Raw genomic sequence first — 12,992 nt, forward strand, 5'->3', positions numbered from 1 at the left:
TTTGACGATGTTTCTTATAAGAAGAAAACGAAATAAATTAAGTCGGTTTTAAATTATGAAACTTAGAATATTTTTTTTAATTGTTATGTTTTTATTTTCTCAATGTAAAAAAGAGCATATGAATAATACAAATAGAATTTATTATAAAACTGAAGAGTTTACATCTTTTGAAAATAATGCCCAGATAAAATATGATGAGGCCAATGCTATATTTTTGGAATATTTAAAAAAAGAACATATAAAATTGACTCCGGTATTTCTTTTTTGTGAAGGAGAAGATTATCTATTTGGTGTAACAAATGATCCCAGCCAGGATAAGATGAACAGATCCTGGAAACTATATAAATTGAAAGTAAACTCGCAATCGGGAAATACAGAACCAATGCAAGGTCAGGTAAAAGAATAACTCAGTCTGGATTGTGTTACTATATTGAAATTTACATTATTATAATATTTTATAAAGATTAGATTATAGTTTTGGGTCTAGGAAAAATAAAATTGATGTACAATGTTTATTATACTATTGGCAATGGAAAAAAGCTAATTCATCTATAAAATAGGTTGTTATGAATAAAATAATAGTGTTAATGTGGTTGAGTATGTTTATACAATGTCAACCTCAAAAAATAAACAAAAGCATGGTACCAACAGTAGATAATAAATTTGAAATAATCAATACCGAAGAGGCAAAACGTATTATTATTAATGATAACAAAACGACAACATTTGTTTCTGCTAAAATCGGTTCTAGTTATACGGAATATCACAAGAATAGCTATTTTATGATAATTAAAAATTACTATCCTTCCAGAAATATTAAAAATAAAGGAATAGCTTTCAATGAAGGTTCTCCAATTGGCATCTGGTATTATTTTGATGAATCAGGCAAACTTACTAAGGAAGAAAATACAGATGAAGGATATAGTTTTACTCCTGAAAAGGTAATAATTTATTGCGAAAAGAATAAAATTGAGCTTCCGAAAGGGTATCATGATTCCGGGTTTTATACACGGATTAGAAAAGATGTTCTCAATGGTAAAAAAGTTTGGGTAATAGAATACCTTATCCCGGATGGAGATATTCAAAAAGTTGTTTTAGATGGTCAATCAGGTACAGAACTGGAGAAAAAAGTGGTTCCGTTTGTAAGCAGTTAGTTAATGATTAATGGGCTAGCTGTTTACAGGTTTAACATAAATCTACCAGAAAGATTACAAAAAGAAGACAGTATTTTTTTATAACCCATAATTATATGATTGATAATAGATTTATAGAAAAACTATTTGTAGTATTGTTGTTAGGTCTTTTTCTACAATGTCAATGTCAGGAATTACAAAAGATAATGATTCCAAAAATTACTAATGAATTTGAAAAGATTACTATACAGAATTCTAAGAAAAAAGATGATGACAGATGTATTGAAACTCCGGAAGGAAGAAAGGAAATTTTTTCTGCTTCTGAAGGTGGATATATTTTAAGTATTTACTATGAGAATGCTTTTTATAAATCAGATAAATTCTATTATAAAAATGGATACATAAAAAATAAATCATTGTCATTTAACATGGGCTCGCCTGTAGGAATGTTATATTATTTTGATAAATCAGGTAAGCTTATTAAAGAAGAAAATACAGATGAAGGATATAGTTTTACTCCTGAAAAGGTAGTAAAGTATTGTGAAAAGAATAAAATTGATCTGCCTAAGGGCTACCATGATTCTGGTTACCAAGCTAGAGTATTAAAACAGGTTTTTGAAGGCAAAAAAGTATGGAGAATTTCTCATCAGACTGCAGGCGACAAAATAGAAGAAATCATTCTGGATGGTAAAACAGGTGAAGAGCTGGAGAAAAAAGTGGTTCGCTTGTAAGCAATTAATAATAAAATGCTTTAAAAGGCTAATCTTTTTTCTATTTTAACAGGAAAGTGATTCAGAAAAGTAATTTACTACAATATATCACCATCAGAACTACGATTAAAAACAAAAAACACCGTTGTTACTTCTCTAATTGAAGAATTAACTATCTTTATATCATTTAGAATAAAATAATTAATTTTAGCATCACAAAAGAACGATTTTTTATGTCTTGGTAAAAGGAATGAAAAATAGAGATCAAAATCATCAAATCTGCATAATAAACAGAACGCAAATATATTAATATAAGAAAATTATAAATGGGAGTACTAGTAACCAACGAAACAGTAAAGCAACTATTTCATATTGCTCAGTCGATAGCGAAGGAAAACTATAATGGAACGTATGGAGGCCCGCATATCCTGCAGGCTTTAATGCATAAAGATATCGGCCTTAATGAATTCCTGAAAAGTATAGATAAAGATCCGGGCTATTTCTATGAATGGGCAGATGTCCGTATCGAAGAATACCCGAAAACCAGTCATCTTTCCGATGAAGTAGGACAGGATGAAGCGGTAGATACCCTTATTGAAGAAGCTGATGATATCCGTTTAAAACTTGGACTGGATGAGATTACTCCTATCTGTATTCTGACAGCCATTGTAAAGCCTCAAGTTGTATTCTCTCTTCAGCAGTTAAAATCACTTCCGTTGAGAGAACATGAGATCTTCAATCTGTACAGAAAAGATACTCCGTTTACTGTTTCAGAAGATGGAGATTTTTCATCATTATTTTCAAATGGTTCAGCAGATTATTCAGACTCTTCCTTTCCTTCCATTAAAAGCTATTGTGTAGACAGAACGGCGCAGGCGAGAAAAGGAGAAATCGAAAATATCATCGGCAGGGACAAAGAACTCAGAATGCTGGTGGAAATCCTTTGCCGAAGAAGCAAACCGAATGTGATCATCATCGGGGAGCCGGGAGTAGGAAAAACAGCTTTGGTAGAAGGTTTTGCTACAGAAATTATTAAAGGAAATGTTCCTGAAATGCTTAAAAACGGTACCCTTTTAGAACTGGACACCGGAGCATTACTGGCGGGAACTTCTTATAAAGGTGAAATTGAAGACCGCCTGAAAAAAGTAATCAATGAATGTAAGAAAATTGAAAAAGCCATTCTCTTCATTGATGAAATCCACACCCTTTTAGATCCGAAAGGAAGTATTGGAAATGTTGCTAATCTCCTTAAGCCTGAACTTGCCAGAGGTGAAATTACCGTAATCGGTGCTACAACTCAGGAAGAATACAGAAAAATTATAGAGCCGGAACAGGCTTTCAACCGTCGTTTTGAAGTGTTAACCGTTCTTGAACCGGATGAGAAAACCTGTGTCAAAATGATAGATGTACTATTGGAAGGCTACAAAAAACACCATAGTATTGAAGTTGAAAAAACAGCTCTTCCGGAATGTGTACGTCTGGCAAAAAGATATGCCAAAGGTAAAAAATTACCGGATGCCGCTATTGACTTATTAGACAGAACAATGGCAGCCATCAAAATGCTTGATGAACTTTCCGAAAAAGAACTGGACAGCTGGAAAGAAAGTTATGATGCGATTTTAACAGAAGAATATGCCGACAGCAAAGATAAAGCGGATGAACTGATCTGGACTTACAACCTGCTGAGAGATAAAATAAGCCCGATTCTCTGGGGTTCACTCAGTGAGCAGCCTTCGATTGACAACTCTATGCCGGTAGATCAGATTCAGAAAATCATTGAAGATACTTACGCAGAACTTTTACAGCATGCCGCCAAAAAAAGAGAAAAAGTTGACAGACTGGAGCTTGCTGCTGTAATGGCTGCCAAAACCAATATCCCAATCGGGAAAATCCAGGCTCAGGAAAAAGAAAAACTCCTGAATATGGAATCTCTTCTGTTGAACAGAGTCGTAGGACAGGACCATGCATTGAAAATCCTTTCCGATGCTATTGTTGAAAACCGAAGCGGATTGAACAAACCGGGACAGCCTATCGGATCGTTCTTCCTTCTTGGACCTACCGGAACCGGTAAAACAGAGTTGGCAAAATCAATGGCAGAATTACTTTTCAACGATGAAAAGGCAATGGTACGCTTTGATATGTCGGAATTTAAAGAAGAACATTCCGCAGCGTTGCTATACGGAGCGCCTCCGGGATATGTAGGATATGAAGAAGGAGGAATGCTTGTTAATAAAATCAGACAACAGCCATATACTGTTGTGTTATTTGATGAGATTGAAAAAGCCCACCATTCTGTTTTTGATGTATTCCTTCAGATTATGGATGAAGGGAAAGTTCATGATAAATTAGGTAAAGAAGGAGATTTCAGTAATGCATTGATCCTGTTTACCTCCAATATCGGAAGTGAAGAAATTGTAAAACAGTTTGAAGAAGGAAAAATTCCGGAATCATCTTCACTCATGCAGATTATGTCAAACTCCGGACGATTCAGACCTGAGTTCCTGGCAAGAATTACAGAAATTATTCCTTTTGCACCGATCACAGAATCTATTGCAGAAAGAATATTTAATATTCAGCTGAAATCACTTCATACTTCATTAACAAGATTGGGAATTGCTTTGAAAATTACCGATGAAGCTGTGAAAAACCTTGCATTAGGAGGGTTTAGCAGTAAGTATGGTGCAAGACAGATCTCAGGGGTCATCCGTGCTCAGCTTGCAAGACCAATCTCTAAAATGATTGTGAGAGAAGAAGTGAAATCCGGCCAGACTATTCATGTAGACTGGAATAAAGACGAGGAAAAACTAAGCTGGAAAGTAGATTAAGTATAAAGCAAAGGGTATTTGCAGCCAGCTTTTACCCTTTTGCTTATAAATAAAATTAAAATGAAAACAATTGTCAGAAATATCTTTACAGGTTTTCTATTATTAGGATCCGTGATTATGATCAACGGACAGTTTCTTGCTGCTTCCGACACCTCGGAAAGCAGTGTGAAAAAATATAAGGGTATCATTAATGCCAATAAAGATCTTGTAGAATTTATTGAACAGTTACTCCTTCAGAAAGGTCTTCCCAAACATTTGCGAAACCTGGCCCTGATTGAGTCCCATTTTGACAGAAATATTACCTCAGGAGCCGGAGCAGTAGGGATCTGGCAGTTTATGACAGCCCATGCCAACCAATACGGACTTACTGAGCAGGGACGTACCGATATTTATAAAAGTACCAAAACAGCTGCTATTTCACTGAGTAATCTTTATAAAAAGTACAATAACTGGGTAACAGTAGTCGCTGCTTACAACTGCGGAGAAGGGAATATTGCCAAAGCGATGGAAGCTGCAGGTTCTACCCAATACCATGAATTTTATAAATACCTTCCGGGAGAAACCATTAATCATGTAAAGAAATATCTTAATGCATGCTATGCCACAGGAGAACTTCAGAGTGTACTGAATAATTATAACTCTGCAAGAATCAACAAGATTTTCTTTCAGGGAGACCGGAAAGAGACTGCTGCAGCGCTTTCGGAAACAGAGATCAATGCAGGTTTCAACCTGAACATTGTTGCCGCTGAATTGAATGTAGAAGTAGATAAAATTCTTGCCTGGAATCCCGGAATTATGGAAGAGCTTCAGAAAAAAGGAGAAAGCCCCTTCTATCTTCCGATGGATCTGATGCCGGACTTTCTGCTAAGGAAAAATAAAATATTGGTTCGCTCCCTAAAAGAAGGAGGAAAAATTCAGCAGTAAAATATATCAACGATATAAAAAAGCAATCAGCCAAACTGATTGCTTTTTTTATTGTCCAATCTGTTAAAAACAGACCAATTTTTTACTAATAAAATCTTAATATTTCTCAATGATGTGGAAAATTATTGACTTTTAATGCTTGTTTTTAATGAGTTAAAATCCTGTGTTAATAAGGTTTGTGGTAGGTTTTTTAAATCCAATGTCGTAGAATTACGACAAGAAATCGTAGAATTACTACAAATTTTCAGATTTCCATTCAAAAGCTTTGTTTACCGGAAAAGAGCCTCTATATTTGCTAACACAATCACCGAATCACAAAATATTAACGATTAAAATTTACAATCATGGCCGAAAGAAATTCAAGAGGAATCTTAAAATTCAACAACGGAGAAGGGCAAAAGCTGTTAAAAATGAACTACAGCGTATCAAGATCTACAGACGTTTCAGGACGTGTAGCATCAGATCCTTCCAACGCATTGATCAAAGTTACAGTAGAAGCTACTGAAAAATCAGACATCCTTGAAAGCTTACTAAACGGTAAATACAAGCCGACCGTAGGAGAGATTACTTTCAACAAATCTCACGAAGAAGGAACTCTGATTACTTTAAAATGGGAAAACGGATACGTTATCCAGCACGAAGTAGACTTCGACGCTATTGACAGCAACAGCATGCTGATCAGCTTCGTAATCAGCGCTGAAACCATCGACTATGGTACTTCCCAGTACGCAGGACTATGGCCTTCAGCAGGTAAATAAGCCTATTCATCATCTTAGTAAAAATAAAATTGGTACAGAACAGCCCTTGTAAAAGTTTGCTGTTCTGTTTTCTGCTTTACAATAAGTTTCAGATAAGTAATCAATCACTTATAAAAACCAATATCTGGAATTTACAAAGCCTGTAATGATACCTACAGCATCAATTCAACATTTATTAACTTAAAAACACGTAACACTATGTTTCAAGATGATAAAATTAGAGTAAAGAATTCTCAGCAATCTATCAGCCAGGATACAGAGACGATTAAAAAAACTGCGCAGGAAAATGCGGTTACGAAAGCAGATGAAAAGGTAAACCAGGCAGGGAATAAAATAAAAAAGACAGCAGAAACTGCACAGCACTTAAACTTAGCACAGGAAACAGGAAAGTTTCTGAATCAAACGCTGGTTTCTAACGACCCTTCCGTTGTTGAGACAAAAGTATGGGCCAAACAGCCTACTTCAAAAATACATAATGCAGAAGCGATTTCTCAGAGCTATATAGCAGGAATCAACCGGGTTATCAAGCTTGATGTAATCATAGAAGGTGAGATTATTAATCATTTCAAGCATTTTAAGCTGGTACAGAGTGCTACCAGACACCATGAGTTCAGTCTTATACTGGCTCATGATACTTTGGGTAAACCGGAAAATCACAATCTGGAAGAAGCTCAGAAGTTTTTAGGAAAAAGAATCACAGTTGTTTTCAAATATAAAGATATTGAGAAAGGAGCCGAACGTAATTTTGTAGGAGTGGTTACAGAAGTAGGTTTCAGCCAGGAGAAAGGAAGTCTTGGAAATATTATCATCAAAGGCTACAGCCCAACTGTACTTTTGGATGCAGCCCCTCATATTCAGAGCTTTGGAGGAAGCCAGCCTGTAAGTTTGAACAGTATTGCTGATCAGGTAATTAAAGAAGGGCTGGGACAGCATAAATTTGATTTCAGAGTAGATGCCCAGCATGGAAATATATCGTACAGCTCACAATATGAAGAAACCCATTATAATTATCTCGCAAGAATGGCAGAAGGTTATGGAGAGCAGTTTTATTATGATGGAGAAGTTCTGCACTTCGGAAAACTGCCGCCACAGGAGAAACCTGTCAGGCTTACTTACGGAAGCAGTGTAAGTGATATAGCCATCAAAATGAAGGCCCAGCATGTAAGTCCTACTTTTTATGGTTATAACAGCAGTAAAAATGAGAAGCTGACAGCTGGCAGTTCAAAAATTAACCATACTTCAGATATTGCAAGACGTGCTTACGAAATATCAGAAAAAACTTTTACTACTCCTTCTTTGAGAGTGGCCCCTATTAAAGCATCTTCCTTTATGGATATTAATGCTTCCCAGAAGGGAACCGCGGGTAGCAAGGCTGCAGAAGTTTTTGTTACTTCGGGAACTACAACAGTTCCTTTCTTATATCCGGGATGTATCGCGGATATCGAAATGCGTAAAACAGAGAGTAATGAAACCTCTTATTTTACAAAACTGATGATTATTGAAGTTTCTCACGAAGTGGATGCCAGAGGCTATTATGATGGCAAATTTGAAGCAATTGCAGCAGATACAGGATTTATTCCTCGTCCCGAATTTCAGATGCCCAAAGCAGAAGCCCAGTTTGGAAAAGTAATTTCAAATACAGATCCTTTAAATCAGGGAAGAGTACGTGTGCAGTTCGATTGGCAAAGCGGACCTGATACTACTGAATTTGTCCGCGTAATGACCCCGGATGCAGGAAGTAGTGATAAAGTAAGTAAGAACAGAGGATTTATGGCTGTTCCGGAAGTGGGAGACCAGGTTATTGTCAATTTTGTACATCAGCACCCGGACCGTCCGTTTGTGATGGGAGGAATGTTCCATGGGGGAATAGGTGGCGGTGGCGGAGCCGGTAACAATATCAAAAGTCTGAGCAGCAGAAGTGGAAATAAATTAGAATTAAATGATGGTGAAGGCTCTGTATTTCTGACGGATCAGGGCGGGGCTAATATGAAGTTTGACGGGGCAGGAAATGCCCAGACTAATGCCAATAACAATAAAACGGTTAACGTAGGAAATAATAATACGGTAAATGCCGGCAGTACAAATTCTATTAATGTCGGAGGAAAAGAAGGCGGGGCAGCCAATTCAGTCCTGACAATGGACGCAGCCGGAAATATTGCTCTGGAAGGAAAAACAAAAATTGAATTAAGAGTTGGTGAAAACAGTATCACAATTACTAAAGAGGGGATTACTATCTCTGCAAAAGAAGGAATGCTGGATTTGAATTCATTAAAAAATGCATTATTGGTAACACAGGATAACCTGAGTATTCACAGTAAAGCAGTCACTTCAATGAATGCTACAGGAGATATATTTATTACCGGAAGTAATGTTGATATCAACTGATGTCGCGAATATATTCTAAAACGTATTAAAACATGACTTTGGAACCGAATAAAGTTGAAAAAAATGACCAGCTGGCAGGATTCAAATATGCCTGGTACAAAAAAAGAGAATATAATATCAATATAAAATCCTATCTTACTTTAGGAACAGGAAAAGCCAACCAGACGGAAATAGAAGAAGACTGGGTAGTAATACCGGGAGAATATAATCATATTACCATACAGTCTTCTACCCAGCGATATATTCAGGCAGACGGGCAGATGCAGCCATTTTATGAAATTCTTGAAAAAATAAATAAAGCGACTGAGGTTGTTGAATTATCTTTAAATACGGATAAAAGTATCCACGAAGTAACCAATAAAAGTGAAATTGTAAGCAGATGGGAAGAGATAAAGAAGGATCTGCATTTTTTTGAGCTGGTAAAAGAAAGTTATAAGGTATTTATTCAGATCTATGATAAAGAATTTAACAATATAGATCGTAATATCAGACAAAACTTTTTGTATCAGATCATGTTTTATCCTTTACCGGCATTCAGCGGGGGAAGTTTTACAGATGAAATTCCTGTAAGAATAGCTTTGTCAACCCTTTTTCCGGGAGAAGAACTTGAATATAGTTCCTCGTATAAAATTTTAAAAAATAAAGAAGGAGGCTTCACTGTGAAACTGGATGGAAAAAGTAAAGGAAATCAGTCCCGCTTTGAGAGTATTTATAAAGATAAATATCAGAGAACGCTCGGAAATGCTCTGGAATATAAGTATGCCATTGAGGGAGAATATCTTTATAATGAAGATTCTGTACTATCAGAGGTCATATTTCATGTGAAAGAAGAACTGAATGAAAAGATGATCTATGTATGCAGGTACCATATAAGGTTAAGTGAAACATAACAATTAATACGATCACTATGAGTCAATTATATATCGCACAGGATACTCCGCTTACTTGTAGTAAAGGCCGAAGACTTATAGGAATTGGAGTCAGTTCCCAGTCTTCTGTAAAATTGAAAAAAGGAGCTAAGCTGATGGCCACGGAAAAGGACCGTTTTAAAGACAATTTTATCTGTCCTGAAATGATGATGGCAGGAGCATTAGCAGGGGTAGCCGTAGCGGCAGCTTTCTCCGGTGGACTTTTTGTTTTAGCGGCAGCAGCCTGGGCAGGAAGTGCCCTCATTGATGACTGCCTCAATATTTGTTCATTTTTATGCAAGGGAAGCGACTGGCAAAATACCCATCCAAAAGTGAAAATTGAAAATAAAAAACCTCTGTTGCAAAATTCCAGTCTACACTGTTTCATAGGAGGTAAAATCACCTTTCATTTACCTGTTGCCCAGCTGCAGGAGGCCTCTATTGCCAGTAGAATGGCCCAGGATTCTTACGAGGATAATAACGGGAATAATACAAGTATTGATGGGTACACGCGAATCAATACAGATGATCAGGCTGAGCTGGACAAGCTATTCGGTCCGGGAGTGTTAACCAGCAAAGATTTCAATACCAATAAAGATAACGGTTTCTTTTCCTCTTTATATTATAATAAAGAAACAGGAGATTATTTTGTGGCATTCAGGGGATCAGAACCTAAAGGAATGCAGTTTTACCATGACTGGTTCATCGAAGATGGAGGACAGGCACTTGGTTTTGCAACGCCTCAGATAGAAAAAACGAGAATGCTTGCTGAAAAAATGGATAATGCGACCGGAGGAAAAGTGAAATTTACCGGACACTCATTAGGAGGAGGAAACAGTGCCATGGCTTCCTATTACACAGGACTTCCGGGATATACATTCAATGCAAGAGGAGTACATGGCAATACACTCGATTATCTCGATAAAAAAGGAGCCGTAAAATCAACTTCCGGAATTATCAATTACAGTACAAGTAATGATATTCTTAACGGGCTGCAAAATAACAGGGAAGGTCTGCTCTCTACATTGGCTTTATCCAGAATTCCGGGGCTCAACAAAATTGCAATTTTCGGAGGTCTTACAGGAGGTGTTCCGAGAGCGCTGGGAGAACAGAATGAAATCTTTGGGTACATTGATGATAATGAAGGGCTTGGCCTAAAAACCATTGGAAGCGGACATAGCGCATATAATGATGCGTTTCAGGCGATGCTGGCCACTATAAATACTGATGTTGTAGCTAATAATATATAATATGAAACCATTTATTTTAATAATACTTTCTATCATGACACTTTTTTCCTGTTCAGATTTTAATCTTAGGTCGCGTAAAAACGAAAATAGAAATCAATATCCTCCTTCAAGAATGTTTACAGGAGACGGTTTATCAGCTGCCCAGAAAATGTTTGATGGAGATCTGAAAGGCATGGAAGAAATTATTAAGGAAAAAAATATTGATATCAATAAATTACAGGAGAACACAGGGTATACCTTACTGATGTATGCTTCTGTTATTGAAGATTTGAAAGCCATGGAAAAGCTTTTAGAGCTGGGAGCTGATCCTAATATTATAATACCTCATGAAGGTTTAGAGTCTCCTTTGAATCATGCTGTAGCACTTAATAATTACGAAATGCTGCAATTACTTTTCAAATATAAAGCCAGTCCTAACCCGGCTGTAGGGAATTCCCCGTTATCTGATGCAATGACCCTTGGAGGTGAGGAAAGTACCGAAAAGAAAATGATTGATTACTTACTTCAGAACGGCGCTGACATCAATAATGTTTCTTATAACGGAAGCAACATTATGGAAAGTGCTGCCAGGGATGATCTGGGTATGGCAGAATACTTTCTGGCCAAAGGAGGGTTGCCTAAAATAAAAGGAACAGACCTTTGCCCAATGGCAGAGTATATTCAGTATAAGGAAAAGCAGAAAAGTGACCGTAATCTGCCAGACTCTCCTTATTATCAAAAATTATTCGGAATTAAAAAACAGTTGGTTGATCAATATAATGTAGCGTTCCCATATAAGAAAGACACAATAGAAGAAGCAAAACTTAGAATAAGACAGTATGAATCTTTAAGTTCTAAAGATAAGCTATCAGTGAATTTCAAAAAAAATTACGGAGAAAATCTTTATCAGGAAGATTTAAACAGGGTTAAAGGAAAATGACAGTGTTTATAGCATTATTATTCCGGAAGTTTTTTTTGTCTTTGATGTGTGAAATATTTTAATTTCAAAGTTTTTTCTGTTTTTGATGTAACGTGTTTATAACTAGCGTGTTAATTTAATGTGTAAATCCAATGTCGTAGAATTACGACAAGAAATCGTAGAATTACTACACTTTTTCAGATTTATATTCAAATTTTTTTTTAAGCCGTAAAGAGCTTCTATATTTGCTAACACAATCACTGAATAACAATATTAACGATTAAAATTTACAATCATGGCCGAAAGAAATTCAAGAGGAATCTTAAAATTCAACAACGGAGAAGGACAGAAGCTGTTAAAAATGAACTACAGCGTATCAAGATCTACAGACGTTTCAGGACGTGTAGCATCAGATCCTTCTAATGCATTAATCAAAGTTACAGTAGAAGCTACTGAAAAGTCAGACATCCTTGAAAGCTTACTGAACGGTAAATACAAGCCAACAGTAGGAGAGATTACTTTCAACAAATCTCACGAAGAAGGAACATTGATCACTTTGAAATGGGAAAACGGATACGTTATCCAGCACGAAGTAGACTTCGATGCTATTGACAGCAACAGCATGCTGATCAGCTTCGTAGTAAGTGCTGAAACCATTGACTACGGTACTTCCCAGTACGCAGGACTATGGCCTTCAGCAGGTAAATAAGCCTATTCATCATCTTAGTAAAAATAAAATTGGTACAGAACAGCGGACAAGAGACGCTGTTCTGTTTTTTATTTAACAGGATCAGAATTTTTAAAATCATATCAAAGTCATATATCTCTTGAAGGTGTAATAATAAATTTCTGTTTATGCCCTTAATATATTTGTTATAAGGTATTTATCTTCTGTTTTTAAATCTAATGTCGTAGAATTACGACAATAAATCGTAGAACTACGACATCAAATCGTACAATTACTACACTTTTTCAGATTTCCTTTCAATTGCTTTTTTTTCAAAACCAGGGGCTTTATCTTTGTTATATAATTATTGAATTACAATTTATTACTAACGATTAAAATTTACAATCATGGCAGAAAGAAACTCAAGAGGAATCTTAAAATTCAACAACGGAGAAGGACAGAAGCTGTTAAAAATGAACTACAGCGTATCAAGATCTACAGACGTTTCAGGACGTGTAGCATCAGATCCTTCCA

At 36.2% G+C, this 12,992-nt stretch carries 11 protein-coding genes; all 11 read left to right on the forward strand.

Annotation, left to right across the window (positions count from 1 at the left end; genetic code table 11):
- Positions 1-55 precede the first annotated feature (55 nt).
- The 11 genes from DEU40_RS21045 (at position 56) to tssD (DEU40_RS21095) (ending at position 12,500) form a co-directional block, all read left to right on the forward strand.
- On the forward strand, positions 56-406 hold the full coding sequence (locus DEU40_RS21045; protein ID WP_137905164.1) for a hypothetical protein: 351 nt from the start codon (positions 56-58) through the stop codon (positions 404-406).
- 160 nt (positions 407-566) lie between these two features.
- Positions 567-1,154, forward strand: coding sequence for a hypothetical protein (locus DEU40_RS21050; protein WP_228406593.1), 588 nt, complete (start codon positions 567-569; stop codon positions 1,152-1,154).
- Between the two features lie 95 nt (positions 1,155-1,249).
- A complete protein-coding gene (locus DEU40_RS21055) occupies positions 1,250-1,864 on the forward strand; it encodes a hypothetical protein (protein ID WP_228406594.1) in 615 nt (204 codons plus the stop codon).
- A 305-nt stretch (positions 1,865-2,169) separates the two neighbouring features.
- On the forward strand, positions 2,170-4,668 hold the full coding sequence (locus tag DEU40_RS21060) for an ATP-dependent Clp protease ATP-binding subunit (protein WP_110011670.1): 2,499 nt from the start codon (positions 2,170-2,172) through the stop codon (positions 4,666-4,668).
- 60 nt (positions 4,669-4,728) lie between these two features.
- Positions 4,729-5,592, forward strand: a complete 864-nt coding sequence (locus tag DEU40_RS21065) for a lytic transglycosylase domain-containing protein (RefSeq protein ID WP_110011671.1) — start codon at positions 4,729-4,731, stop codon at positions 5,590-5,592.
- A 344-nt stretch (positions 5,593-5,936) separates the two neighbouring features.
- Positions 5,937-6,350, forward strand: coding sequence for a type VI secretion system tube protein TssD (gene tssD, locus DEU40_RS21070; protein ID WP_062675331.1), 414 nt, complete (start codon positions 5,937-5,939; stop codon positions 6,348-6,350).
- 198 nt (positions 6,351-6,548) lie between these two features.
- A complete protein-coding gene (locus tag DEU40_RS21075; RefSeq protein ID WP_110011672.1) occupies positions 6,549-8,735 on the forward strand; it encodes a type VI secretion system Vgr family protein in 2,187 nt (728 codons plus the stop codon).
- 32 nt (positions 8,736-8,767) lie between these two features.
- Positions 8,768-9,625: a hypothetical protein gene (locus DEU40_RS21080; RefSeq protein WP_110011673.1), complete on the forward strand. Its 858-nt coding sequence runs from the start codon at positions 8,768-8,770 to the stop codon at positions 9,623-9,625.
- 17 nt (positions 9,626-9,642) lie between these two features.
- Positions 9,643-10,893: a PAAR-like protein gene (locus DEU40_RS21085; protein WP_110011674.1), complete on the forward strand. Its 1,251-nt coding sequence runs from the start codon at positions 9,643-9,645 to the stop codon at positions 10,891-10,893.
- Position 10,894: 1 nt separating this feature from the next.
- On the forward strand, positions 10,895-11,812 hold the full coding sequence (locus tag DEU40_RS21090; protein WP_228406595.1) for an ankyrin repeat domain-containing protein: 918 nt from the start codon (positions 10,895-10,897) through the stop codon (positions 11,810-11,812).
- A gap of 274 nt (positions 11,813-12,086) precedes the next feature.
- Positions 12,087-12,500: a type VI secretion system tube protein TssD gene (gene tssD / locus DEU40_RS21095; RefSeq protein WP_053328223.1), complete on the forward strand. Its 414-nt coding sequence runs from the start codon at positions 12,087-12,089 to the stop codon at positions 12,498-12,500.
- The last annotated feature ends 492 nt before the right edge of the window (positions 12,501-12,992 follow it).

It is taken from the genome of Chryseobacterium sp. AG844 (assembly GCF_003182335.1).
GTDB classification, from domain to species: Bacteria; Bacteroidota; Bacteroidia; order Flavobacteriales; family Weeksellaceae; genus Chryseobacterium; species Chryseobacterium cupriresistens.